The sequence below is a fragment of the Proteus hauseri genome (assembly GCF_040139125.1).
Taxonomy (GTDB): domain Bacteria; phylum Pseudomonadota; class Gammaproteobacteria; order Enterobacterales; family Enterobacteriaceae; genus Proteus; species Proteus hauseri_B.
Map to the genome: position 1 here is coordinate 99,495 of NZ_JBEEUB010000007.1, position 25,495 is coordinate 124,989.

At 37.4% G+C, this 25,495-nt stretch carries 21 protein-coding genes; 8 read left to right on the top strand and 13 right to left on the bottom strand.

What is annotated here, in order from left to right; genetic code table 11:
* The 4 genes from sctE to ABN099_RS12715 all read left to right on the top strand — a co-directional run bounded on the left by sctE (position 1) and on the right by ABN099_RS12715 (position 5,584).
* Complete coding sequence (gene sctE / locus ABN099_RS12700) at positions 1-2,247, top strand: type III secretion system translocon subunit SctE (RefSeq protein ID WP_349464186.1); 2,247 nt, start codon at positions 1-3, stop codon at positions 2,245-2,247.
* A 22-nt stretch (positions 2,248-2,269) separates the two neighbouring features.
* Positions 2,270-3,115: a type III secretion protein gene (locus ABN099_RS12705; protein ID WP_349464187.1), complete on the top strand. Its 846-nt coding sequence runs from the start codon at positions 2,270-2,272 to the stop codon at positions 3,113-3,115.
* Positions 3,115-4,341 (top strand): IpaD/SipD/SspD family type III secretion system needle tip protein, encoded by a 1,227-nt coding sequence (locus ABN099_RS12710; RefSeq protein WP_349464188.1) that lies wholly within the window; start codon positions 3,115-3,117, stop codon positions 4,339-4,341. The genes ABN099_RS12705 and ABN099_RS12710 overlap by 1 nt, the downstream gene beginning before the upstream one ends.
* Before the next feature lie 163 nt (positions 4,342-4,504).
* On the top strand, positions 4,505-5,584 hold the full coding sequence (locus tag ABN099_RS12715) for an IpaD/SipD/SspD family type III secretion system needle tip protein (RefSeq protein WP_349464189.1): 1,080 nt from the start codon (positions 4,505-4,507) through the stop codon (positions 5,582-5,584).
* Between the two features lie 140 nt (positions 5,585-5,724).
* Here ABN099_RS12715 and ABN099_RS12720 read toward each other — a convergent pair whose 3' ends face one another.
* The 6 genes from ABN099_RS12720 to ABN099_RS12745 all read right to left on the bottom strand — a co-directional run bounded on the left by ABN099_RS12720 (position 5,725) and on the right by ABN099_RS12745 (position 12,431).
* Positions 5,725-7,677: a TonB-dependent receptor plug domain-containing protein gene (locus tag ABN099_RS12720; RefSeq protein WP_349464360.1), complete on the bottom strand. Its 1,953-nt coding sequence runs from the start codon at positions 7,675-7,677 to the stop codon at positions 5,725-5,727.
* Between the two features lie 279 nt (positions 7,678-7,956).
* Positions 7,957-8,805: a ModD protein gene (modD, locus tag ABN099_RS12725; RefSeq protein WP_349464190.1), complete on the bottom strand. Its 849-nt coding sequence runs from the start codon at positions 8,803-8,805 to the stop codon at positions 7,957-7,959.
* Positions 8,802-9,626 carry a class I SAM-dependent methyltransferase gene (locus tag ABN099_RS12730; RefSeq protein WP_349464191.1) on the bottom strand — a complete coding sequence of 275 codons (825 nt, stop codon included), beginning with the start codon at positions 9,624-9,626 and terminating at the stop codon, positions 8,802-8,804. The genes modD and ABN099_RS12730 overlap by 4 nt, the downstream gene beginning before the upstream one ends.
* An 8-nt stretch (positions 9,627-9,634) precedes the next feature.
* Positions 9,635-10,408: an ABC transporter ATP-binding protein gene (locus tag ABN099_RS12735; RefSeq protein ID WP_349464192.1), complete on the bottom strand. Its 774-nt coding sequence runs from the start codon at positions 10,406-10,408 to the stop codon at positions 9,635-9,637.
* Positions 10,405-11,403, bottom strand: a complete 999-nt coding sequence (locus tag ABN099_RS12740) for a FecCD family ABC transporter permease (protein ID WP_349464194.1) — start codon at positions 11,401-11,403, stop codon at positions 10,405-10,407. The genes ABN099_RS12735 and ABN099_RS12740 overlap by 4 nt, the downstream gene beginning before the upstream one ends.
* Entirely contained in the window at positions 11,400-12,431 is a 1,032-nt protein-coding gene (locus ABN099_RS12745) for an iron ABC transporter substrate-binding protein (RefSeq protein ID WP_349464195.1), read from the bottom strand. Before ABN099_RS12745 ends, ABN099_RS12740 begins: the two co-directional genes overlap by 4 nt.
* Positions 12,432-12,665: 234 nt before the next feature.
* Here ABN099_RS12745 and gntR point away from each other — a divergent pair, with 234 nt between their 5' ends.
* From gntR to ABN099_RS12765, 4 genes are all read left to right on the top strand, one after another.
* Positions 12,666-13,661: a gluconate operon transcriptional repressor GntR gene (gene gntR, locus ABN099_RS12750; RefSeq protein ID WP_349464196.1), complete on the top strand. Its 996-nt coding sequence runs from the start codon at positions 12,666-12,668 to the stop codon at positions 13,659-13,661.
* A 377-nt stretch (positions 13,662-14,038) separates the two neighbouring features.
* On the top strand, positions 14,039-14,590 hold the full coding sequence (gene gntK, locus ABN099_RS12755; RefSeq protein WP_349464197.1) for a gluconokinase: 552 nt from the start codon (positions 14,039-14,041) through the stop codon (positions 14,588-14,590).
* The gene (gene gntU / locus ABN099_RS12760) at positions 14,587-15,924 is read left to right on the top strand and encodes a gluconate transporter (protein WP_349464198.1); all 1,338 of its coding nucleotides are present in this window, start codon (positions 14,587-14,589) and stop codon (positions 15,922-15,924) included. The genes gntK and gntU overlap by 4 nt, the downstream gene beginning before the upstream one ends.
* 151 nt (positions 15,925-16,075) lie before the next feature.
* On the top strand, positions 16,076-17,014 hold the full coding sequence (locus tag ABN099_RS12765) for a methyl-accepting chemotaxis protein (RefSeq protein WP_349464200.1): 939 nt from the start codon (positions 16,076-16,078) through the stop codon (positions 17,012-17,014).
* Positions 17,015-17,107: 93 nt separating this feature from the next.
* Here the strand turns inward: ABN099_RS12765 and ABN099_RS12770 are convergent, their stop codons facing one another.
* The 7 genes from ABN099_RS12770 to ABN099_RS12800 all read right to left on the bottom strand — a co-directional run bounded on the left by ABN099_RS12770 (position 17,108) and on the right by ABN099_RS12800 (position 25,450).
* Complete coding sequence (locus ABN099_RS12770) at positions 17,108-18,340, bottom strand: SGNH/GDSL hydrolase family protein (protein WP_349464201.1); 1,233 nt, start codon at positions 18,338-18,340, stop codon at positions 17,108-17,110.
* Entirely contained in the window at positions 18,315-19,520 is a 1,206-nt protein-coding gene (locus ABN099_RS12775; RefSeq protein ID WP_349464203.1) for an SGNH/GDSL hydrolase family protein, read from the bottom strand. The genes ABN099_RS12770 and ABN099_RS12775 overlap by 26 nt, the downstream gene beginning before the upstream one ends.
* Positions 19,507-20,925 (bottom strand): MBOAT family O-acyltransferase, encoded by a 1,419-nt coding sequence (locus ABN099_RS12780; protein WP_349464204.1) that lies wholly within the window; start codon positions 20,923-20,925, stop codon positions 19,507-19,509. Before ABN099_RS12780 ends, ABN099_RS12775 begins: the two co-directional genes overlap by 14 nt.
* Before the next feature lie 163 nt (positions 20,926-21,088).
* Positions 21,089-21,883 (bottom strand): protein bax, encoded by a 795-nt coding sequence (locus ABN099_RS12785; protein WP_349464206.1) that lies wholly within the window; start codon positions 21,881-21,883, stop codon positions 21,089-21,091.
* A gap of 275 nt (positions 21,884-22,158) precedes the next feature.
* On the bottom strand, positions 22,159-23,313 hold the full coding sequence (locus ABN099_RS12790) for a DUF4056 domain-containing protein (RefSeq protein ID WP_349464207.1): 1,155 nt from the start codon (positions 23,311-23,313) through the stop codon (positions 22,159-22,161).
* Positions 23,313-24,455 carry a BamA/TamA family outer membrane protein gene (locus ABN099_RS12795; RefSeq protein ID WP_349464209.1) on the bottom strand — a complete coding sequence of 381 codons (1,143 nt, stop codon included), beginning with the start codon at positions 24,453-24,455 and terminating at the stop codon, positions 23,313-23,315. Before ABN099_RS12795 ends, ABN099_RS12790 begins: the two co-directional genes overlap by 1 nt.
* A complete protein-coding gene (locus ABN099_RS12800; protein WP_349464211.1) occupies positions 24,455-25,450 on the bottom strand; it encodes a hypothetical protein in 996 nt (331 codons plus the stop codon). Before ABN099_RS12800 ends, ABN099_RS12795 begins: the two co-directional genes overlap by 1 nt.
* Positions 25,451-25,495: the final 45 nt, after the last annotated feature.

A 25,495-nucleotide genomic window follows, 5' to 3' on the forward strand; every position in this document is an offset into this window, starting at 1 on the left:
ATGAATAGTAAAATTAATAGCGATATTAACTACGAACGGAAAGTTTCTACTTTCTCACCATCTAAGGAGGTAGAGAAAGTAAATAAAGAGAGTGTGAAACAAGCTCAGATAATTAATACTATTACCAATGAAAAGGTAATTAATGAGGTTATTTTAAAAGATAAAAATATTACTGAATATCCTGTTTTAAGAGCACCAATAGAACAAGAAAAAAGTAATAAAAAAATTGATACCAAATCAGATTTAAATTTTAATATAAAAACTGCAGAGCAGCAAGAAGCTAAGGCACAGCTATATCCGCAGAAAACACAAACAGAAGAAGTATTAAATAGCCCTACAGAGTCAAATAAAAAAGAAGAGGTTTTAGTTAATCAAAAGCATCTATATGATGAGCAAAAGCAGCGCAGTGCAACCCCAAATGTCCGCTCAAATCAACCTACTGTAACCGAAAAACCTTTATTAGATTCTGCTTCAAATCGGTCGAAAAGTTCTTCATCAAAAGGAACAAACGATTTTCTTTATCTACAATTATCATATCAAAACTTAATAAATCAGAGTATTTTAGATAAACTTAAAAATGTCGATAATTTGGATTACTATCTAGAAAAACTAGATAAGTTATCTCAAGGTGTTGATGGACTAAAAAATGATTATCAATCTATTTTAGATGATATGAATAAATATAAAGATGCTTATACTGATTATTGGATGGAAATCTATAATCAAATTAAGGATCATAAGTTTAAAACCAAAGAAGAAGTTATTGCCTTTTTAAAAAATAAAAATATTCCTAATTCTGTTATTAATAAATTACTCTCTACAAAGATTAATAGTAGAGAGGAGATGGAAGCTTTTCTTAAAGATAACTTTCCCTTTATGGATTTACCTGATAGCACTAAAGATTATACTTTAGCTGATATTGATAACTTATATAATAAATTAGCTCATTTTTTAGATGAAGCATTTAAATATATGCCAAATGTTTCTATGAGCAATGATAAACTTAATTCAATTACATCAAATCATAATGAATTAAATTCATTAATTAATAAAAAAAATGATGAGTCAATCAAGAATAGATTAGATAGTGCAAAGGATATTTATCAAAAATTAACGGAATCACAAAGTAAAATAGAACTAGAAATTGCATCGCATTCACTATCGGGAATGGCACTGCTAACTTTCTTATTAGCTAAATTGCGAGAGCTAACACTAAAAGTCACCTTAGAACGTGCTGAAGGCGAGCAAAAATTATTTGATGAAATGCAGGAAGTTACCACTAAATCATTAAAACAAAAAATTGAAGATCAAAAAGCTCAAATTAAAAAACAGGAAGAAATTCAATATTGGGCTGGAATTGGGTTAAAGATACTCGGTGGATTACTGACACTTATTGCGGGTGTTGCTTCAATTTTTACTGCGGGTGCTTCACTGGCTTTGGTTGGCGTTGCTGTGGTGATGATGGCAGCCAGTGTGACTTTAACGGTTGCCGATGAAATTTATCAAGCGATAAATAAGAAATCATTTATGGATGAGGCAATGGCACCTGTTACAGAGGCGATAGGTGAAGTTGTCGATAAGATTGTTGATGCGATTGTCGATATGTTGAACTCTACCTTAGATGCATTAGTCGCTCTAGGTTTAGATAAAAGCACCATTCAAAAAGCTAAAGAGGCAATGCAAGAAAAGCTAAAAATGGCGGTAAAAATTATTGTCACCATCGCGCTTTTGGTTGGTGGTGTTGCCTTAAGTTTTGTTGCGGGATCAGCGGCTAATGCAGTGACAAACGTAGCTAAAAAGATATTTACTGAACAAGTTAAAATGACATTAAAGAAAATGATGCATGATTATCTTGAAGCTATGTTAGGTAAAATGGTTAAAGAGATAATTATGGAGACGCTGGAGAATCTTTTAAAATCAATTAATAAAGTGCTATCTAAAGATTTTACTGCTCATGGATTAAAAACCTTAAATAGAACGGTTGTGATGTCAAAATTAGGCACAGCATCAGCTTCAAGTGCTGTTAATATATATACAGCAACGATTACCGATAAAATTATTAGATCAGTTGCGGATACTAAAAAATTACAAGCCATATTAGATATGATCCAAAAACTAATAGAGAAAATTATGGATAGTTATCACGATCAAGTAGATACATTAACTGAGATATTACAGAATATGAGTGATAGTTTATCTGTAAGTAATAAAGCAAGAGCTAATATTGTAAAAAATATTACTATTTAATTCCTTTAATAGGAGTGAAATTATGATGTCTAATGTAAGTAATAACTTAAATAATATAAGTGTTATAAAAGAACTTTTAAAAAATAATATAAACGAGCAAGAGGGTGTTGAGCTTAATAATAAAATTTATAATGATAAAGAAGGTGAGAAAAAAATAAAAGATATAGTTAAAAAGGATATGGAACAAATAAGTCGGTCAGTTCCAGAATTAAAAAAGCCAGAAAAAGAAAAACAAAATATCCAATACTTAATTGATGAGTTACAGAAAAACAATCGGTCACAAAATAATAATCCAATAAAACAAGGTGGTTTTAATTTTATTTCTAATGAAATGATGAGTATTATTAACTTGATGATTGATTATTTAAAAATCATGATCAAAAAATATGAGTCATCAAGAGAATTAGGAAACTTGTTTATGACTATGCAAGTGGATATCGCTAATAAAATAAAAGATGATCTATATAAAAAAGCAGATCTTATATTATCTGCTGCTATTTCAAGTGCTGCGGTTTCCATGGCTATTCATGGTATTGGTGCTTTTACCTCAATAAAGGGAATAAACAAGGGAGTATCCCCTGGTGAGACAACTAATAAGACTATGATTAAAGGTACATTTATTTCATCAACGGCAGATCCTGTTTCAAAAGTAGTTGATAGTTCTATACAAAATGATGCATTACGTATAGAAGGAGATATTAAAGTATTAGAAGCCAGAAGTCATGCAACAGGGCAAATTGATAGTAATAATTCTGAAATTCAACGTGAAGCTTTAGATATTATTAAAGCGCTAATACAAGCTATGGAGGCAATTATTCGCGCAAATCAAGATGCTGCTTCAACGATTTCGGGTAATGTAAGAGGTTAATGTTAATAGTGGTAAACCCAACTAGCTATAATAATATCAAATATAATGAATTTATGTTAAATAATATTGATAAAAAGAGTGATTCTATTTCAGAGGATAATAAAAAAATAAGAGTAGAAGATTTTAATAGAGAAGGGAATGAAGTTAAATTAAAACTACAGGGTAATCTTGATAGGTATCTTTTATCAGATTCTGAAAATTTTAAGAATCATCACTCAGTAAAAGAAAATATCATTGTTAACAAAAATAAATATGCAAAAAATAGTCATAATGCAATAAGGCTAGAAAAACAGATATCAGATTTACAGCATATAGATTTAAAAATAAATTCTTCACAATCTCATTCTTTGCGTGAGTTTTTTAGTGAAGTAAAAAATTCTATTGTATGTGGAAAATATGATTATTTAGATATATTTAAAGATACCTTTTCTAACTATATGAATTATGTTAATGACCTTAAAATAGCAACATCTTCATTAAGTAAATATACAAAACCAGGTAGTAAGTCTGAGTCTGTAAATGTCAAATTTTCCTTATTTAAAGATAGGATAGTTGACATTAAAAGAAAATATGAAGATATGGCTGGAGCTAAATATTTTTTTCATTCTCGTTTGCTTTTTCAGCATAAAGAGAATGGAAGTTATCTTCGTAAAATAGATGTTCACAGCATATCTTATATTAATAAAAATCAAGTAGATGATGCAATATGCTCAATAGAAAAATTATTAAAAGATATTAAAGGGATAAAAATAATAAAAAATGATAAATCATCAGAAAATAATCAGGATATTGATATTAGATTTATAGGTAATATTGATTTTTCTGATATAGATCGCTTTATTAAATCTATAGATGATAGTGTGTCAACTGTAAAAGGTATACTCTCTGATAACGAGCTTAAAGAAAAAAGGAAAGAATTATTAAAAGAAAATACAAGTTTATTTGGTGTTGTAAGACCTGGGTTTGATATTGAAGCTGAAATGGATAAAGTTATTAAAGAAAACAATATTAAAAAAGAGGAGTCTAAAGGACGTAATATATTACAGCATGAATTTGATTTATTTAAGAAATCATTAGATGCTTTAGAGAAAAAAATAAATACTAATCTTGATGAGCTATCTAAAAAATACAGCACCGCAAACAGTAATTACGATAACTTTGTGAAAATAGTCAGTAGTACAATGAATACATTACTGGAAATGGCAAAAGGATTTTTACGTTTTTAATCAAATGGTTGTATTTATTTTATAATTATACTAAAACAAATTTATAGTTTTGACTTTAGGTAAAATAGTAGCTAAAAATGCTGATACTTAACTTGTGGCTCTAAATATAATTTTATAAATTATAAGGAGCTACTTCTTTTATTTAAAATATAAGAGGTTAGTTATGAGCAGTCAAGCAATTAGTAATGTTAATAGTCTTGAGTACAATAAAAAATTACTAACAGAAAATCATTCTTCTGAAAATAGCCGTTATATTGGTGAAAAAGGAGATATGAAATTCGCGCAAGAAGATTTTAACCAAGAAGGATATAAAGTAAAAGAAAAACTACAAAATAAAATTAATGATTTTATTCCAATGAAATCTACTTATTTAGTCAGTAATTACTCTTTAAAAGAAGAGGAAATGATTAATAGAAATAAGTATGCAAGAAATATCAACAATACCAAAATACTAGAGCAAGAGATATCTAAAATTCAACATGCAGACGCTAAAGTGAATGGCAGAAGTGGCTCAAATACTGATTCATTACATGATTTTTTTAAAGAAGTAAAAGATTCTATAGTGACAGGTAAAAGCGATTATTTAGATATTTTAAAAGATATTTTTTCTAAATATATGGATTATGTAAATAAATTAAGAACTATATTATCTCAATTAAGTGAAATGACTAAGGCAGGAGAAAAAGATAATACCGTTAATGTGGATTTTTTCAAATTATTTGATGCTTTAAAAGATTTAAGAGATAATTATACCGAAAACCCTAATTCTAATAAGCACTTTTTTAAAATGAGTATTGATTTTATTAGAGATGAAGACGGTCGTTATTTTAGAGTAATAGATGGAGAGAAAATATATTATGAAGATGTTAATCAGGTCAATAATGCAATAGACGCAATAAAAGACTTGTTTAAAGGAATAAAAGGCTTTAATTTTAAACCTAATATTAATGATTTTTCACCCTCTGTTTTCGCTGAATTTACTATGGCTATAGATTTTCATGATTTAGATAAAATTATTGAAAATGTAAAAAGAAGAGCTGAGGGTGATCATGACATATTACAAAGTGAATTTAATTTATTTAAAAATTCATTAGATGCTTTAGAGAAAAAAATAAATACTAATCTTGATGAGTTATCTAAAAAATATAGTGCAGCAAATAGCAATTACGATAACTTTGTTAAAATAGTCAGTAGTACAATGAATACCTTATTAGAAATGGCAAAAGGTTTTTTGCGTTTTTAATTTCGCTTCTCGTTTTAATGGACGAATTTACGCGAGATATTTATTATGGATGATAAATCATGGATGGTAAAATAAGCGCTGTTATTATAAAAATAACAGCGCTTCTCTTTTATTAAATTTTAATCATTTAATTGAAATAATTAAAACTTGTATTCAACGCCTAACCAGTAATTACGACCATCTTCCATATAACCTTGTGTATATTCGTAAGATTTATCGAATAGGTTATTGATTGATGCATTAGCAGAAACGCCATAACCAAAATCATAATCTAAACGCAGATCTGTTTTTGCATAACCTGCCAGTTTGTCATCTTCATCAATGCGGTTATAAGTCCAGCCTTGAGCTTCTTCCATAATGGTAAAGCGAACTTGTTCAACAGGAATAAAAGTAACCCACATATAGGCTTTATGTTTTGGTAAGCCCTCAATGTGTTCGATCTGTTTAGGATCACTGTGGATATAGCTATAGTTTACGCCAAGCTCTAACCAATCCGTTACGTTACCTTTAGTACCTAAATCTAAACCAACATAGTCAATACGTCCGCTATTTTGGTTTTGGAAGAAAGCAGTACCATTACGATAAACGGTGTGTGCCATAATCGCATCGCTGACACGATTGTAGTAAACGCTAGTTTGGTAACCCCAGTTATCGGTGATGTGACCTTCATAAGTTAAATCGAAAGATAAAGCGCGTTCAGGATCTAAATCAGGATTAATAATCCCTTTTGATCCATCTTTTGGTTTCTCAGTGGTGTAACGCTCTTTTTGTGTAGGGAAACGGCTACGATCAGAAACAGAGAAGCGCACTGCGTCATTGTTCACTAAGGTGTATTTCGCCATCATCTCCCAGTTAAACGCGGTCTGTTTGTTATCATCAGCGCCTTTGTCGGTATCAACACTATCACGCCAGTCATAGCTAATCGCACCCACTAAATCTAAATCGTTAGTGGCAGCCCACTGATATTCAGAGGCTAAAGACCATGTTCTATCTTTATAACGCATCCAATCACCATTTTTCTCTTTTTGAGAGCGGTGAACGTCATCTTTCCAGTGTGCTGCAAAAGAGAGCAGATCATTTTCGCGAGTATCAATGCCTAACTGTAATGCGGCTCCTGTGCTGTAGTCATCATAATGACTATAGTCAACGTAGTTGCCTTTTTTAGGGTACATATAAAGGGTGTTTTCAAATTTGTCGTGATAAGCACGGCTTTGCAGATTGATGCCATCGGTAATTTGAGTTACACCGTTATAGTAAAAACTCTCTTTGTTGTAGTCAGGCCATGCCCAGTATTTATATTTGCCTTTTGCATTGCTGCTGGTATTTGGTGGGCTATTTTTTTCGCCATCTTGTTTGATATAAGTAAAGGTATATTCATCAGAAGCGCGTGGTGTCCAACCTACTTTGATCATGCCACGTTTGTCATCAGTCGCTGAATTATCACGACGTCCATGAGTGCCTGCATTCTCGTTATTTTCATCAGCGCCCGGAATGGGGGTAAAGCGTTGCTTTAATTGGCTCCCACTAACTTGAATAAAACCTAATTCATTACGTACACCTAAACGTGCACTCATGTTATGTGCATAATCTGCACCACGCGCAAAACCTTGAGAATAAGCAATGCTGCCTTCTAATGGTTTTTTCGGTATTGCCGTGGTGATATTAATCGCCCCCCCCATTAAGTTAGGGCCTTGTAGTAATGAGGTGTAGCCTTTATTTACTTCAATGCTTGCCAGATCGTTGGTGGTAAAACGGGCTAAGTCTAAGTTACCATCATAAGGCACATAAGTAGGAATACCATCAAAGAATACCGGTACTTGGCGGCTATCAAATCCGCGTACTTTAATGGTGTATTCATTACGGTTACCTGATTTTTGCATCACCACACCAGGTAATGTTGCAATAGCTTGTGCTGCATTGACTTTATTTTGTTCCAGCATCTGTGCTTGTGTTAACACATCTGGATTTGCCGCTATTGGGCTACTCCAAACGGTTAATAAGTCAGGTGTTGATTGACCATAAGTAGTATCAGCAAGCGCAATACTTGGTAGTAGGGCGAGAGATAAACAGTAGCATAGAGGTTTTAATTTCATCATTCCAATCTCAATTTGCAATCTATATATAAGTTTTTATATAACGAGTTGCGCAAAAATAAATGAATAAAATGAGCACTTACTAACCTGTAAGCGCTCGGTTTACTTATAAAACAAATTCATCACGTTGAAAGTGACTCAAGTACGGCGAGACATTCCTCTATGCCGACACTACAGCCTCCTTGTAGCTTACTTCACTGTATTTACAACGTGCATTTCCTTTGTTTATTATTGATTAAATATGTAAATGCTCACTAACTTGTAAGTTACTATTTTTATTTAATCTTTTGGGTACAGACGAACTTTAATATCTGCCGGTGGCGCATAATAAGGCGCAGACGTTACCATTAAGGTAATGCCTGTTTGCGCATAATTTTCGATGGTATTCAGGTTAATACCGCCAGCGACTGAAAGATGGCAATGAGGTGCAATCTGAGGTGCTTCTTGTTGCAACTGTGCAATATCTTCAATAGAGAACTTATCAAGCTGTAAAATATCAGGCTGGGCTTTTAGCGCTTCTCTTGCTTGTTCTATATCATCAGCTTCAACAACCACACATTTTTCAGGTGCAGCTTGGCGTAATTGTTTAATGTGCTGCGCCCAATTATCGGGTTCTGATAAAAAGCGACGATGATTAGCAAACAATAAAATCGTTTCTGAACAACCTTGGCGATGAATAATACCGCCACCAGCTAATACGGCTTGAGTTGCAAGCAGTTTAGTATTTGGGATGTTTTTACGTGTACAGGCAATTTGCCCTTTAGGCTGATAGCGATGGTAAATTTCGAGCATTTTCGCCATATAGTCGCTAACGCCACAACTCCACTCCAGTACGTTTTGTACCACTTTCCAGCCTTGGTGAAGTGCATCAGCACGCCCTTCAGCAGTGATAAGCAAAGTACCTTGATCTGCAAAATCGCCATCTTGCAAGTGTGTTACAACAGTTAAACCCAGTTTTTCAAGTAAACGACGAGCAAGTTCGATACCACTCACACAACCTGCTTCACGACGAGTAAATGTCATGATGCCCAGTTGTGCTTGAAGATTTAGTGCGCGACTCGTTAAATCACCATACTGAATGTCTTCCATCAGCAAGTTATCTAAAAAGGCATCAGGGTAATAAATCATAGCAATAACTCACTTTCAGGCACCACATCCCAAGAGACCATCGCCCAATCGCGGGTTGGTGAAATCAGAGAAACACCGTTTTTGATGCTGTCATGATAGTAAGTTGTCAGGCGAGAAATTTCGTCTTCACTTAGTGGTCCTACTGAGAAATTGATACCCTCAATAAACTGTTCTAAGGTGTTGAAATTACTTTGACAATTACGGCTGCGAATATAATCAACTTTAGGGTGAATACCCATTTGGTTAAGCATATTAACCGCATAAATATAGGTTGGTAGTGTAGGCACTTCACGACCTAATAGACGAATAATGCGTTGATCAACAAAGGTGGGTGAAACGGTGTGTGTGGTGTAAACCCGCAATTTAGCTTGGCGATTAAGTTTAATCAGTGCCGCTTTTAAATCCATAACTAGGGTCGAGCGAGAAGCAACCGCGATATCACAACGTGGTAGCTCATTCCAACTATCTTCCCATGAGCAAGTGATAAATTGCGCATGGTGAATGCCAGCTTGTTCTGCTCTACGTTTAGCAACGGCTAACATACCGGTGCTGTAATCAATCCCGATAACTTTTTTGAATTTATCAGCAACGTGAATACTAATAGAGCCAGGACCACAACCCACATCGAGTAATGTTTCTGCACCGGTAAAATCCATCATTTCACGAAACTTAATTAAGTAAGGATCGTTAGGATTAGCACAAGTTTCTGCCATTTTTTCAGCACGTTTATCCCAATGTTCAGGCTCTTTTTTAGTTCTTTCTGCCTGTACCATATGGTTTTTATATAGCTCATCAAAATCTGTTGTTTCTATCGTATTCATATTCTTGCCTATATTCTGTTTTTATTATCCGAGTAGGCGTGAAAATGCGCCTGAATGTCTGTCGGTTTTACACCATAAAGGTGCGCTAAATTATCGGGTGTTAATAAGATATTTGGGCTATCTTGCAAAACGTGAGTATGGGGTGTTAGCAAAATCACATCATCAGCCAATATTGCGGCATGTTGTGGATGATGGGTTGACATAAATACACTGATACCAAGCTGTTTTAATGCTTTAACTTGGGTAAGCAGTTTGATTTGATTACCAAAATCTAGGCTAGCAGCGGGTTCATCCATCACCAGCAGTTGTGGCTGTTGCACTAATGCTCGCGCAATTAAAACCATCTGTTTTTCCCCCCCACTTAGGGTATCAAAGGTTCTATTGGCAAGATGAGAAAGTGAAAGCAGTTCTAAGGTTTCCATTGCCATTGTTCTATCTTGTTTATTCGGCATAGAAAAAAAAGATAAATGCGCACCGCGTCCCATAATCACCATATCTATTACATTGAAAGCAAAGGGGATATGGCTTGCTTGTGGTACATAGGCAATCACTTTTGCCAATTCTGTCGGCGACCAATCTGTTAGCGGTTTATCAGCGATGGTAATTGTGCCACTAATTGCGGGTAATAAGCCGAGTAAGGTTCTCATTAGGGTGGTTTTACCGCAGCCATTAGCACCCAATAAACAGATAATTTGCCCCTGTTTGATACTAAATGAGAGCTCTGTAATTAAGGCTTTATTTTTATAGCCAATGGCAAGTTGGTTTGCCTTTGCAATAATCATCCACCTCTCCTTGTTCGTAGTAACAACATCAAGAAGAAAGGGGCACCAATAGCAGACGTTAAAATACCTAAAGGTAATTCAATATTGGCGATAGTACGCGCTAATGTATCGGTGATTAACAGCATAATTGCACCCACAAGTAAGGAAACGGGTAGCTGCTGGCTGAAGTTAGCGCCAACTAACAATCTAGCAATATGTGGAACAATTAATCCGAGCCATCCAATAATGCCAGCAATAGAGACTGCACTGGCGGTGATTAATGTTGCCGAAAGAATAAAAACAAGCCGTGTAACTTCAACATTTAGCCCAAGTGATCGTGCTTCTTCATCAGATAAACTAAGGATGTTCATCCTCCAACGCAGCAAAATAAGAGGAATAAAGCCTATTAACATTAATGGTGCGACAGAGAGCAAATCAGAAGCGGTAATAGCAGAGAGCCCACCCAATAACCAGAATGTAATTGAAGGTAATTGCGTATAGGGATCGGCTAAAATTTTCATCAGTGAAATTGCCGAGCCACACAATGCACTAATGGCGATACCCACTAACACGAGAGAAAGCACCGGATCGTGTTGTCTTGCTAATTTAGCAATAAAGTAAACTAAGGCAACCGTAACAAGTCCACCCGCAAAGGCGAAAAGCTGAATAGAGAGCATTGATTGTCCAAGAAAAATACCTAACACAGCACCGACACCCGCACCCGATGAAACCCCTAAAATATCAGGTGATACCAGTGGGTTACGAAACATACCTTGATATGCAGCACCCGCAATCGCGAGTCCTCCACCGATTAATATTGCCGCTAATACCCGAGGAAGCCTAATTTGCCAAAAAACAGTTTCAGTACGGCTATATTCAAGACTACCTGAAATTTTATTACTAATCAGAGTCCAGAGCTCATGAGTGGTAAGTGAATACTTACCACTAGTAATAGCGATTAATGCAGTGAGAGAAAATAATGCTAGCAAAAGCGTGATACGTGCTGATTGACTCATGAAGACCCCAGCAATTGCTGACACTGATCAGCACTCAATTGCGTATGGTAAAAATGAGCAAAATAGTTTTGTAAGTCATGTGCCGCTTGTTTTTCTAACCGAGGATCAAAGTGACTTTGCAAACGACGCATACCTAATAGGCGATTAATACCAGGAGGTCCATCTAACCAACCAAAAGGCAGCCCTTTAAATAGTAATACCTGTTTATTTTTAACGGCTTGCGTACTTTTCCAAACGGGGTCTTGTGTGATTTGCTGATACGCATTTTCATCTTGCGTAATAATAATTTCAGGATCCCACATTAAGAGTTGTTCAGGTGAAATATCGGTAAGACCTGTAAAATCAGGTACATCGACCACATTCTCAAAACCGAGCATTTCGATAGCTTCAGTATGAATAGAACCTCTTGCGCCGGTTTGTAACCCTTTAGCGCCACGAGCAAGATAAAAACGTGGTTTCTCTTTTTGCTGTGAAGCAAATAGCAGCGCATCATCAATATATTGTTGAGCGATTAATACCAGTTTTTCTGCTTTCTCATTTACACCTAGCAGTGCACCTGTTTGTCTTAATTGTGCAGGGCTATCTTTTAGCGTGCCATCAATCAAAACATAAGGAATACCGGTTTGGTCTGATACCCGTTTGGCTAATGAGCGATAGGTTTCATCAACATTACCCACATCAAGAATAATATCAGGCTCTAAGGTCATTAATGCTTCTAAGGATAACGTACTGCCGCGCCCGGAAAGACGTCCTAAACGAGGTAGTTTGCGTAACTCTTGAGCAAATAGTGCACTTTTCTCTAGACTAAGAGAGGAGAATCCCAATAGTTTCTCTGGCGCTAATGCCAGTAACAGTTGATCGGTGGGGGGACCTGCGCTAATCACTCGATTAATGGCATCAGGTGCAGGTATATGACCAAACTGTGCGGCTATACGTGATGTAATGGCGGCTCTTACTGAATGCGGAAGTGCCGAAAGTGTTGCAATCGTTGTTAGATAGGTAAGAAATAGTCGTCTATTGATAGCCATAATTTTACACTGTTATATTTGTTTTATATTGATATCGTTATTTCGTTTATTATATAGCGAAGAATACTATATTTCTCTTGGTTTAAGTCAAGGGATCGGTAGACAAAATCAAATCTCACGACACTCTTAATAAACTTTATGCAAAATAGTGTATAACGTAGGGATATAATCGATTTATTGAAAAATAAAACGCATATTAATAATGATGATGTTTGCGGATAACCACGATATAAAATGAAAAAAAAACGCCCCTCATTACAGGATGTTGCGGATCGGGTTGGTGTCACTAAAATGACAGTAAGTCGTTTTTTACGTAACCCAGAACAGGTTTCTGAAGCTTTACGAGAAAAAATTGCTCGTGAATTAGATAGCCTTAATTATATTCCTAATCGCGCACCTGATATTTTATCTAACGCCACGAGTCATGCGATAGGTGTGTTATTGCCCTCGCTGACTAACCAAGTTTTTGCTGAAGTTATCCGTGGTATCGAATCAGTAACCGATAAATATGGCTATCAAACCATGCTCGCACACTATGGTTATCGTGCTGAAAAAGAAGAAGAGCGCCTGTTATCTCTGCTCTCTTATAATATTGATGGACTTATTCTTGCAGAACGTAATCACACACCTAGAACCTTAAAAATGCTAGAGACAGCGGGCATTCCGGTTGTAGAAATCATGGATAGCGTATCGCCTTGTTTTGATTCTGCGGTGGGGTTAGATAACGTTGAGGCATCTTATCAAATGGTGAGTAAGATGATCAGCCGAGGCTGCAAACGTATTATTTATCTTGGGGCAAGACAAGATGAGCGTACCCTTATGCGATTGCAAGGCTATGAAAAAGCGATGCAAGAAGCCAATTTACCAGCAGGTAATGTAATGACACCTAAAAGCTCTTCTTATTCATTAGGTGCTGAATTATTACATGCTGCACGTCAGCAATATCCTGATTTAGATGGGCTTTATTGTACCAATGATGATATTGCCATAGGGGCTGTTTTTGAGTGCCAACGTTTAGGTATCACTGTGCCAAATGAGATAGCGATATCAGGCTTCCATGGTCATGATGTTGGGCAAGTAATGACGCCTCGTCTTGCTAGTATTTTTACACCTCGTGATGAAATGGGACAACAGGCGGCTGATTTATTACTTAAACGAATGAAAGGTAAAACAGTTCGCGGGCAAGTTATTGATGTTGGTTTTCGTATTATTACGGGTGAAAGTATATAATCCATTTAATTTATTGATTTATAGATAAAAAATAAAACAAAACAATTTTTAACCCTATCATTTTTATGCAGTGATAGGGTTTTTTATCGCCATTTTTATCGCGACTGTTCTTTAGTGAAATTCTATTTTTCTCTTTTCTATAAAATAAGACATTGGCTTTATGGGGATAAAACAGTGGCGCAAAATTTGTCAGCTATCGAGCATTTTGTTGTAACTATGTTGATCACTCGATATTCATTTGCGAGTAACTTCACATTTTCACTTCTTAGTTTACTTCCACTGTTGTTTTTATCTTCAGTGATCAGGTAATGTTACCCGTAACAGTTACGGGTAACATTACAAAAAAAGACATCAGTGTCTGCCTTAAGGAGCAATATATGAGCGATACCCAATCCCTACACCATGTGTTTATTTTAATGGGGGTATCAGGCAGCGGTAAATCTGCAGTAGCAAGCGGTGTTGCACAGCATACTGGCGCTGCATTTTTAGATGGAGACTTTCTTCATCCTCGCACCAATATCAACAAAATGGCATCAGGCAATGCATTGAACGATGAAGATCGTAAACCTTGGTTAAAAGCCTTAAACGATGCGGCATTTGCGATGCAAAGAACCAATGAGGTTTCGCTAATTGTCTGTTCTGCATTGAAAAAACAGTACCGCGATATGCTAAGAGAAGGTAATCAGTGTCTGCACTTTTTATATTTAAAAGGTGATTATGCTCTGATTGAAAGTCGCTTAAAAGCGCGTAAAGGGCACTTCTTTAAACCTCAAATGTTAGTGACGCAGTTTGAAACCTTAGAAGAGCCAACACAAGATGAGAAAGACGTGTATGAAATTGATATTTCAGCACCTCTTGATTCGGTTATTGAGCAAGTGATCAATACCGTTAAGTCAGTAACGACGGCTTCTAAGGAGAATAAAATATGAGCACATTGACGCTTGTATTAACGGCAGTTGGCTCTGTATTACTGCTACTATTTTTTGTTATGTATGCCCGTTTACATGCCTTTATTGCATTAATGATTGTGGCTATTGGTGCGGGTATTTTTTCAGGAATGCCATTAGAAAAAATCACTCAAACTATGCAAAACGGTATGGGAGGTACACTTGGATTCCTCTCTATTGTGGTCGCATTAGGGGCAATGTTCGGTAAAGTGCTACATGAGACTGGCGCATTAGACCAAATTGCGGTGCGCCTATTAAAATACTTTGGTGAAAAACGCGCTAATTATGCGTTAGGTATTGCGGGGCTTATCTGCGCGTTACCGCTGTTTTTCGATGTTGCTGTTGTGCTGTTAATTGGTGTGGTCTTTGCTGTTGCTCGTCGTACTGGCGGTAATGTAGTTAAAATGGCAATTCCTCTATTCGCGGGTGTTGCAGCCGCCGCAGCGTTCTTATTACCGGGTCCTACACCGATGTTATTAGCTGACCAAATGGGTGCGGACTTTGGTTGGATGATTTTAATCGGTTTATCTGCTGCGATCCCGGGAATGTTACTTGCAGGTCCTATTTTCGGGAACTTTATCAGCCGTTACGTGACCTTGGATTTACCTAAAGATTTGGCAGAGCCTAGTTTAGGTCAAAATAAAATGCCTTCTTTTGGTTTTAGCCTTGCACTCGTGTTATTACCTTTACTCTTAGTGGGATGCAAAACCATTGGTGCGCGTTTCGTTGAGAAAGGTTCTGAGCTATATAATATTCTTGAGTTTGTGGGTCATCCTTTTATCGCTATTTTAGTTGCTTGTTTAGTGGCAATTTATGGTTTAGCTATTCGCCGTGGTATGAGCAAAGAAAAGGTGATGGAGATCTGTTCTGCGGCAATTCAACCTGCAGGGATAATCTTATTAGTGACTGGTGCGGGTGGGGTATTTAAACAAGTGCTGGTGGATTCTGGTGTCGGTCCTGCATTAGGTAATGCATTAATTGGTGCGGGTATGCCAATTGCAGTAGCGTGTTTTATATTGGCAGGTGCAGTACGTGTTATTCAAGGTTCTGCCACCGTTGCGTGTTTAACAACGGTAGGTTTAGTGTTACCAGTTATTGGTGAGTTAGGCTATAACGGCGCACAAATGGCAGCGTTGTCGGTCTGTATTGCGGGTGGCTCTATTATTTTAAGTCACGTAAACGACTCAGGTTTCTGGTTATACGGTAAATTTACGGGTGCGACAGAAGCACAAACCTTAAAAACATGGTCGTTAATGGAAACTATTTTAGGTACGACAGGGGCAGTTATTGGGATGGTGTTCTTCGCATTCCTATAAAAAATAGTGGCTACTTTTTTAGAAATGGCACATCTGGGTATGTGCCATTTTTCATTGCTATAAATCAAGATAAATTATGACAGAAAATAATTAACAGCTAATTAATCTACTACCTTATTTCCTTAGTAAACAAGGTGGAGATCATATCTTTATGGTCGATTATAATACGCTGTTTATTCAACATACTGATTGTAATATTCATACTATAACGCTGATTAGAGATTCCATTTTAACATCGAGTCAAAAATTGCAGGGTAAATTGGCTTTATTGGATGAAATGGACCATTTATTTAAAGATATGCTGGATAATGCGCAATCATTAACGATATTTTTTAATGAAATAGATGGTCATTTTACCCATAGCAATGAAGAGATTGAGAACTTTTCAGGTTGGTTAAAAAAAATTAAAGACAGTGCCAGCAATATAGATAGGCTTTCAAGTCAGGCAAATATTTTATCGATTAATTCGGCGATTGAAGCTGGGCATATTGGTCGAGAGGGCGCTGGATTTTCTGTATTAGCGCAAGAGATGAAAAAGCTATCATTAGAAATTCAGCAACAAGCCTCAGCGATAGCTTCAATTAACAATAATGTCAGTACACGCTTTGCACCAATAAAAGAAAATACATTAAAGAATCAACAGCAGTTACAACAAGTAAAACAGCTGGTGATTGAAGGACATAAAAATTTAGCTGCACTTTCAGAACAGGCTAATGAGCTAAAACATATCTTTCAGTTTATGTCGATGCAGCAGTTTTTTAATACCGTTAAACTTGATCATGTTTTATGGAAAGAAGCGATTTATATCCATCTATTAAATAATGATAATGAAAACTGCGTGAATCAGCATACAGAGTGTCGTTTAGGTAAATGGTACTACCAAGGTGATGGGCGAAAATTTGCTAGCACAGAAGCGTTTAGGCGTTTAGAAGAGCCACATAAATTGGTTCATGAGTGTGGACGTTTAGCGTTAGCTGCCAACTTATCGGGTGATCAAGAGTCGGTTGCACACTATATTGAACAGATGGAACAAGCGAGTGTTAACGTAATTAAATATGTGGATGTATTACTAGACTCATTTAATAACTAAATGTGCCATCTTCTATGCCAGAATAGAAATCAGACAATAAAAAAGGAGCGATACGCTCCTTTTTCGTGTTAATAAATTGGGCAGTTAGCTTTTTTAACCGTTTTTAATTAATGCTGATAATTGAGCATATAAGGTGTTTGCACTGCTTTCATAACCTTCGCGAGTTAGATGTACACCGTCAGGTCGGGCTAAATCATAAATTGCCCAAGCTTTAATTGAACATTCACCACCCATATAGTTACGCCAATCCCAAAAAAGCGTTTTCTCTTGTTGAGCCACTTCTTTTTGAATTTTTACAATATCAGTAAGCCATTGTGGCTGCTGTGAACGACAATCTGGCGCTTCTTTATTTTTAATAGAGTCAGAAGGTCCTATTAATAAAATAGCGCTATTGGGGGCTTGCTGACGAATTTGGCGGATTTTATCAGTAAGCTGTTGGCGATAAGCCACTAAATCAAAGGTGTCATTAAAGGCTTCATTGGTGCCGTAAGCCAAAATCACCATATCAGGATGCAATTGTCCTAAGGTTTCTGTCCATTGGCTACCCCATTTATCCATCATATTAATCGTTGCACCATTAATACCTAAAGTGGATAGCATTACTCCCGGTTTTTGATTGCTAATCAACCAACCCCCTAATTTAACTGGCTGACTTTTATTTAGCGTAATATTTACAGGGAATGTTACGGGGGTCGGGTTTGAAAATTGCCATGCACCTTGAGTCTGCGACAACGCAAGGGTTCGGGTACTCGATGACTGCACACTTATTTGTGCCGCAGTGGGCGCTTTATAGAGTGCTTGTAGTTGATAACGCTGCTGCGTTGCAGGATTTTCAGAGAGCTGTACTTTTGCCCATTTTGCTTGTGGCTCACTAATAAACCCACCTAATGGGAAATCAGGATCGCTATCTTTACGGCTTGAAAGCAGCGTCCACGCTTTCTTATCACTTTGATATTGCATGTTTGCAGTACGCTGACCGGGAATTGTGTTTGGCGGAACAAAGCCAATCCCCGCATTACCGTACTCTTCTTGAAAACGATCACGCAGTTTGCCACTAAAGAAATCAGCCGCAGTATGTGAATCACCCAGTTGAACAATATGTACAGCGTGGCGACCTTGCTCAAGCTTTTTAGCAAAGCTTGCAAAGTTAGGATCGTGATAATTATAAAGCTGCCTTGAACCATCTGCAGGTAACACCGTGGGTGTTGGTAGCTTAACGGTTTTTTCTTGCTCTTGATTGCAAGCCACTAAAAGTGAAACCAATGCCAGAATAATGGTGCTACCGATTAAGGTTCTACGCTCAAGGATGTGCGTTATTTGTTTCATTTGAGATAACCATATTTTTATCTTTTACATCTACATCATCTACGGTTTCATCTTTAGCTTCTTCTTGAAGATGAATTCGAGAGAATACGTGTTGGGCAATAATTTGCTGACCTTTCCAACTGAAATGAATGCCGTCGCCAGCGCGTAATTTCACTTGGCTGCTGCCATCACCCATATAATCAGAGTAAATATCTTTTTCGTATTTAAACATCTCATTGACGGAAAGATAAATTTCACCCTGTTTTTCAGCCTCTTCACGATAAAGTTTATCAAGATAGAGCACGCCCTCTGATAACTTCTGTTTACGCATATTCGGTGGACCAATCCAAATTACCGTGACACTATTTTGACGCGCATTTTCCATAATGCTGGCAATACGTGCGCGGTAAAGAGATTCCCAAGCCTCGCTGGCAAATTTAAGGTAACGACCACCACCATCTGGTGGCATATCCCAAGGATCGTTAGGACCTAAAAAGACCACTAAAAGCTTAATGGAGTCGTCGCTTGCTAAACGGTTGGCAATGGTTTGTGGCCAATTGAAAAAGCGTGGATAAGCTAAACCTGTACTTTGCTTACTTAAATCGATGCTACTGATTTTATAATCAGATTGCAGCTGACGTTTAAGTAAAGGTGCAACACCTTGCATCATTGAATCGCCAGCAAATAACACTTTATCTTCTGGTAATAAGATGACTTCGGTTTTTTGTACTATCGGTTTGGGTGCTTCTAAAGCAGCATTAGAAATTTCTGTTGCTGTTGTATAGGGTAGTGCACCTTTAGCATGTTGTCGTTGCAATAGTTGCGGAAAGCGCTGGGTTAACTGATAAGCTGGGCGTGTATATCCATTGAAAAAATGTAACCCAACAGCAAAACCTTCAGGAAGTTGTTCGACTTCTTCGACTTTTACCCTCGGTTTTGCTTGATTATCAGGGTGATGAACACGTAGATAATCACGATAACTTTCAGCGGCAACAAAAATACCATCGCGTAACTGACCACCGATTTGCCATGCATAGTGATGAGATAATCCAGACCAAGGTGCAGGACGATGATATTGCTGTTGCCAAAAACGCTCTAACGAGGTTTGGTTTAGCCAAATTAACAACAAAGCAGTGATAAGTGCCATAAAAGCAACTTTTGCTGTCTTTTTTAAATTTGAACAGAAATCAAAAGCTGGCATAGATAAACCCCGGAACCCCATCAGGAGATAACATAAAGATGAGCGTCAAAATAAGTGCTAAAGGAATTGGATAGATATACCAAGGCACTCTACGTTCAAGGCGAACAATAACCTCTCTCAGTGTGACAAAACATGGATAGAGGAGGAATAAACCCCAGAACATAGTAAGTGTTAGCCCTTCTGCCTGTAATGAAGCCCAAGCACCTGCACTAAAGAGTTGTTGAATAAGTATTATGGCATCACCCACGGTTTGACTGCGGAAAAATATCCAAGCAAAGCAGACAAAATGGAAGGTAATTATCCACGACAACAACATATTTAATGACGATAACGCACTTGGTGGGGCATTTTTCTTGGCTGGAAATAGGCGATGCTTGATATTTAACAACACCACACCAATACCATGAATTGCACCCCAAATAATAAAGGTCATCGCAGCACCATGCCATAAGCCTGAAATAACCATAGCAGCAAAAGCATTAAAGTTTTGTCTTATCACTCCTTTGCGATTGCCACCTAAAGGAATATAGACGTAATCACGAATAAAGGTAGATAAGCTAATATGCCAACGACGCCAAAAGTCCGCTAAATTAATGGCTAAATAAGGTGCATTAAAGTTACGAGGCACAACAAAACCGAGCAGCAGTGCAATTCCCGTCACTAGGTTGGTATAACCTGAGAAGTTAAAATAGATATGCCATGCATAAGCATAAATTGCCGTCAGCACTTGTCCACTCTGCGCTAAATCAGGGGCATTAAACACCGGATCAACATAGTTTGTTGAAAACCAACCACTTAACCAAAAGAGTTTCATGATTGCCAATACAATTAGCATCAACGCCCCTTTATAATCGATGATCTTTCGGGTAGGCGCTTGAATTTGAGGTAAAAACTCTTTAGCTCGATTAATGGGACCTGCAACAATGCTTGGAAAAAAACAGAGATAGAGCACGACATCAAGAAACGGGGCTTTGGGTATCTCTTTTTTACAAACAGAAACCACATAGCTGACCGAATGGAAGATATAAAAAGAGAGCCCTAATGGCGCAAGTAATTCAATTAATGGCAGCTCAATACTGAGTCCCCATTGTTGGAAAACTTGCGTCAGCGATTCTTGGAAAAATGAGTAATATTTAAAGAGAGTAAAGTAAATAGCAACTAATAAACCCAATAGCCAATAGATAACTTTAGCTGAGGTATATCGGGTTAATATGTTGGTGATTAAATAAATACAGAGTGTATAACTTAATAAGACTATCGCAGGACGATAATCTGCATAAAATAAGAATCCATAACTTACTATTATTAGTAAGATATTTTGTATTTTGACCTGCTTTTGGAAGAGCCAATAAATAACAAAAAAGCTAATAAAGGCTCCGAGAAACTCGAATGAAAAAAAATTCATAAATGGCTCTAAGGGTGTGATTCAAAAGTCATACCAAACATGTTTACCCATATATTATGAATTCTTAGCCGGCTTTCAATCAAAAGATTATCTTGTGATAAATAAAAGCCACTTTTCCTTATGCAGAAAAGTGGCTTTTTTCACTATGAAAGCCTATTAAGGCTTAACTATTCGGCTTCGACTGCAACTGAACCTGAGAGATCAGTTTTTTATTTGAGTCGAACATTTCGGTGAGATAATCATTGTAACTTGAACCAAGTTCTGAATATCCCCTTAAGTCCGTGATTAACTGGCGAGAATCGAGTTGCTGTTGTGTCATTCTCTGTTGTGCTCTTGATGAGCGCAACGAAGTATAAGCACGATGCGTATTAAGATTACGCACATAAGCAATTACTGAGCCTTCAATATCAGGGTAGGCAGCATAGCCTTTGGTTTTCCCTGGTACATTATTGCAAGACTGATTCCCACATCGCATACCGAATAAATTATTATTTTGTTGTGCCAACTTTGATGTTCCCCAGCCAGATTCTGTAGCTGCTTGTGTTGCGACAAAATGTGTCGGCACAATATCAACGCGAGCCATTAACGAATCCCAATTTACCTTTTTAGGGCTGGTACATGTGATGCCATAGTATTGACAGATATCACGCAGTTTTTTTAAATCTGCGCTGCCCCAGTGCTGGGCTTTACGTTGAGCAGTCAACCACTCACGATCCTGCAATATCTTATTATTGACTTGTTCAATAATAGGAACAATGACATTTAAAAACGCTTTCTTACGCTGTGTTCCCGAAGGATATTTTCTCAAGTCAGGCAAAGATGTTGAAGCGCCTTTGAGAGAATACTCCTGCAGCATATGGGAACTGCCGGTACTGGTGGAAGCAAAACTTACACCAGTAAAGAGTAGTGAAATCAAGAAAGCGAAGACGGCACTTGTCCTCATCAATTGAGAGGGCATTGCTTCTCCTCGTTTAACTGGATAAAAATCGAACGAATACTAGCAAATTACTTTTTTCATAGCTACAAAATATCGTCTCACATTAGGATAACTACGAGTCATTTGTTAAAGAAATGTATAAGATTTACTGGAACGCCGCGTTTTATAATCGCTTTTTTCATTTAACAAAAAATGCTATTTCAGCCTAATCTTTAATTTATCTTATATAAAAAGAGGTGACTTAACTCAAATTTAGCAAAATTAAGCGTTTTTAATGTGTCAATTTTGTTTGTTATTTAGTCAATTTTTGTTGTTTTTGGTCTGGTTTTATAATCAATTTCGCGTGCTTTTTCTGCTAAATCAGTGAAATCCGCTTCTTTCCAGTAAGTTTTAGGAATAGGCAAATTTTCCATATGCTCTGTTTGCCAAAGCTGAAATTCTGCTAATTGTTTTAAATCATAACCAAAATAAGTACTTGGTAATGTCAGAAAATGAGGCGCGCTATTTTCCTCAAAAGGTAAGAGTGGATAACGCTTATCTGAGATGTGATAGTCACGTTTTAGCACCAGAAATTTATCAGGCACACGTTGTTGACTATCCCACCATTGACCATCAATAACATCAAACCACTGTTGAGTTAATGCGCGTGGTTGGGCTTCTAATTGCGCCAATGCAGAAGGAATAATGCCTTGCATTGATTGGTTATAGTGCTCAAGTGTGGTGGCATGACCATTAAGTATCACGGTAAGTGCAAGACGTGAACCGATTAAATTAGAGTAAAGATCTTCGGGTGAGAATGCAGAGATCCCTTCTGAAAAGCCGGGGACAGAGCGAAATCCATACCACTGTGCTATTTCATGCCAAACGGCAAGGCGAAAACCAAGGTGAGCGGCAAGATAAGCGCTTAACGTGTAACGCTGTGCTTTATCTTCAGGCGGTGTAAAGGCATTAAAGTGAATTTTGCGTTGTGCCAGTTCATCGCTAAGTGTCAGTGTCCACTCTTTTCCCAAGTTAGGGTAGATGTGGCTAAATAAGTAGTAAGTGTAATCAGCAGTATCTCGGACATGGGCGATATCAATAAATCCCCCTTTATGTGAATAGATCAAGCCAGATTTTTCGCTACCAATACCCAATACTGCGGCAGTGCCTAACCAAAAACTATCGTTATAGCGGTGATTGCCAAGTGTCGCGCTCTCAACCACATTATCAATGCGATAAAAAGGAACAGGGATCCCTAATGCTTTGACTTTTAAATCATAGCCAAATGCACAACATGGTCTTAAACCGTTTGGTGCTTCAAGGGGGGCGGGCACTTGCCACGCTTGAGAGGCTTGCTCTTGTGTTTCACTGTCAAGATTCGCTGGAAGTGGTTTTACCGAAGCGATGTTAGTACAGCCGGATAGCAGTATAAAAAGAGTAATAATTTTAACAAAAGGATAAAACCTCAACATCAAAATGCCTCACCAACCTGAAAGTAGAATCCCGTACTCTCTTTACCAATACCAAAATCTAAGCGTACATTCATACGTGGTTTAAATTCAAACCGATAACCGATACCAATACTTGGCAACCAATGACCTTTACCTAAATCACGGGCTTGGTCGCTTAAGGTGCCACCGCCTGCCCATAATGCGATACCATGACGCCAATTAAGCTTCTGACGATATTCTATTTGACTAGAAAATACATGGTTATCTTGATAGCGTCCTTCGTAATAGCCTCGCATTTGATGCCCATTACTTAATTTAGAGAGCTGGCTCCAAGGTACATCACCTGAAGTAAAGCGCGCATAATTATCAAACGCTAATACCGAACTATCACTTAAGGGATAATAGTAGTTATATTGTAGCTGTGTGGCACTAAATCGATTATTGCTGCCCGTATCAGGGGAATAGTGGGTATAGCTAATATCAAAAGCCTGACCTTGACTGGCATTCGGTAAAAAATCACGGCTGTCATAAGTAAATCGTATACTTAAACCAGAGCTGGTAGATCGCAATGGTAAATCACGTTCATTCATATATTGTTTAAATGAATCATCGGGCGCAGCGGCTTGCAAGTTGGAATAGTCCCACCCTAAGCCAATATAGGTATTTTTAGTGATTTGGCGTAGTAATGTTGGTGTGAGACGTAATTCTTGAGAACGATACTCACCAAAATGGTCTTTAACTCGCCCTTCATGATAACCCGTTCCCCAATAATTAGTCGGGACATTATTTAGCGTGCCAGTAAGATAAAAACGCCATGTATCATCAGCAAGGTAAGTGTAGTTGCTAAAGGTCATCCCAAAAGCACCGGTTGATGAACCAAAACCACTTAATGAGAGCGAAGATATTTTGCTATCAGGGCGCATATCAGCTTGATAAAGCCCGACTAAGGCGATGCCGACACCAAGCTCTAATTCTGGGGTATAGAAAGGACCGGGAAGAATGCCCCAGTCGATGGTTTTACTGCGATCAAAGCTATTTTCTCCGCCTAATTCAGCTAACCATTGGTCTATTTGTTGCCTATCAGGAAAGCGTTGTGCTTGTGCTGTGTGTGAAATAAAGAGGCTGACAAATGCCAGCCCAAAAAGAGAAAGGTATTTAACCATTAAAAACGGAACTCACCTGAAACAAAGAAGCTATTACGATTATTAAAACCGAGTTCTGTTGTGACGTTAAAATTACGCGTTAATTCTAAACGTGCACCAATAGTATTATTCCATTTATGAGCAAGATGCTGTTCAACATCGAATTTAATATTTCCCATATATGATGGTGGTAATAAATTCATTAAGCCATCAAGTTCATCCGGTAAACTTAATCGACTCACATCACCTTTAAAACGTTGAGTAATATCTTGGTACATCGCACCCGTCCATACTTGTAATTTAGTATTACCTTGTCCTGCAATTAGCGGTGAAAAAACAAATTCATAACCCACACGTGGCGTGATCACGAGCGCTTTAATATCACCATCAAGAATATCAAGGTCAGTTTTGGTGTAGTTTAAATCAAAAGTACCGAAAAACTGGTTATAACCACCCGCTAAGGTAAAACCTGCACCATAAGAATTACCTTTATAGTCAAGATTAAAAGGTAAACCACCTGCAATATGTTGCCCTCCTAATGAAACAGAATCTAATTGAGCTTGAGAGCTACCTCTTGTCTTTCCATAGATCCCATAGACATTAAAGAAAGGAAAAATCCAACTATCTAGTTTTAGCATATGAGATTCATTGCTACTACGAGTGTGACCAGCATCGACACCAACGATGGAAAGAAGTTGTTGTCCGCCCGCTTTATCTGAGCTGAACCCAATTTTATCTACAATTACATCTTGGCGTAGATTCATATAATTATAACTAACACCAAAAGGTTCTGCGACATCATAACCACGGGCACGGGCTTCATCCCCCCAAATTGGTAGGACTCGAGATTGATCTGCGGATGGGCGCGTATCTAACGATCCTTCATTATTTAAGGCGGTACCACCGGATTGGTTAACGCTTAAAGAGAACAGTGGGCGGTCACTGTCTGCATAAGATAAGCTGGTGGCGAGAAGAGAGGCGGTGAAAACCACCTTATTTAAATTGGAAAAGTGCATACATGACCCACAAAAAATTAGAAAGTAAGTAATTAGAAAGAGTAG

Excerpts from the sequence above, each read along its gene's own strand:
- sctE (WP_349464186.1), top strand. The coding sequence starts at position 1 with ATGAATAGTAAAATTAATAGCGATATTAACTACGAACGGAAAGTTTCT.
- ABN099_RS12705 (WP_349464187.1), top strand. The coding sequence starts at position 2,270 with ATGATGTCTAATGTAAGTAATAACTTAAATAATATAAGTGTTATAAAA.
- ABN099_RS12710 (WP_349464188.1), top strand. The coding sequence starts at position 3,115 with ATGTTAATAGTGGTAAACCCAACTAGCTATAATAATATCAAATATAAT.
- ABN099_RS12715 (WP_349464189.1), top strand. The coding sequence starts at position 4,505 with ATGAGCAGTCAAGCAATTAGTAATGTTAATAGTCTTGAGTACAATAAA.
- ABN099_RS12720 (WP_349464360.1), bottom strand. The coding sequence starts at position 7,677 with ATGAAATTAAAACCTCTATGCTACTGTTTATCTCTCGCCCTACTACCA.
- modD (WP_349464190.1), bottom strand. The coding sequence starts at position 8,805 with ATGATTTATTACCCTGATGCCTTTTTAGATAACTTGCTGATGGAAGAC.
- ABN099_RS12730 (WP_349464191.1), bottom strand. The coding sequence starts at position 9,626 with ATGAATACGATAGAAACAACAGATTTTGATGAGCTATATAAAAACCAT.
- ABN099_RS12735 (WP_349464192.1), bottom strand. The coding sequence starts at position 10,408 with ATGATTATTGCAAAGGCAAACCAACTTGCCATTGGCTATAAAAATAAA.
- ABN099_RS12740 (WP_349464194.1), bottom strand. The coding sequence starts at position 11,403 with ATGAGTCAATCAGCACGTATCACGCTTTTGCTAGCATTATTTTCTCTC.
- ABN099_RS12745 (WP_349464195.1), bottom strand. The coding sequence starts at position 12,431 with ATGGCTATCAATAGACGACTATTTCTTACCTATCTAACAACGATTGCA.
- gntR (WP_349464196.1), top strand. The coding sequence starts at position 12,666 with ATGAAAAAAAAACGCCCCTCATTACAGGATGTTGCGGATCGGGTTGGT.
- gntK (WP_349464197.1), top strand. The coding sequence starts at position 14,039 with ATGAGCGATACCCAATCCCTACACCATGTGTTTATTTTAATGGGGGTA.
- gntU (WP_349464198.1), top strand. The coding sequence starts at position 14,587 with ATGAGCACATTGACGCTTGTATTAACGGCAGTTGGCTCTGTATTACTG.
- ABN099_RS12765 (WP_349464200.1), top strand. The coding sequence starts at position 16,076 with ATGGTCGATTATAATACGCTGTTTATTCAACATACTGATTGTAATATT.
- ABN099_RS12770 (WP_349464201.1), bottom strand. The coding sequence starts at position 18,340 with ATGAAACAAATAACGCACATCCTTGAGCGTAGAACCTTAATCGGTAGC.
- ABN099_RS12775 (WP_349464203.1), bottom strand. The coding sequence starts at position 19,520 with ATGCCAGCTTTTGATTTCTGTTCAAATTTAAAAAAGACAGCAAAAGTT.
- ABN099_RS12780 (WP_349464204.1), bottom strand. The coding sequence starts at position 20,925 with ATGAATTTTTTTTCATTCGAGTTTCTCGGAGCCTTTATTAGCTTTTTT.
- ABN099_RS12785 (WP_349464206.1), bottom strand. The coding sequence starts at position 21,883 with ATGCCCTCTCAATTGATGAGGACAAGTGCCGTCTTCGCTTTCTTGATT.
- ABN099_RS12790 (WP_349464207.1), bottom strand. The coding sequence starts at position 23,313 with ATGTTGAGGTTTTATCCTTTTGTTAAAATTATTACTCTTTTTATACTG.
- ABN099_RS12795 (WP_349464209.1), bottom strand. The coding sequence starts at position 24,455 with ATGGTTAAATACCTTTCTCTTTTTGGGCTGGCATTTGTCAGCCTCTTT.
- ABN099_RS12800 (WP_349464211.1), bottom strand. The coding sequence starts at position 25,450 with ATGCACTTTTCCAATTTAAATAAGGTGGTTTTCACCGCCTCTCTTCTC.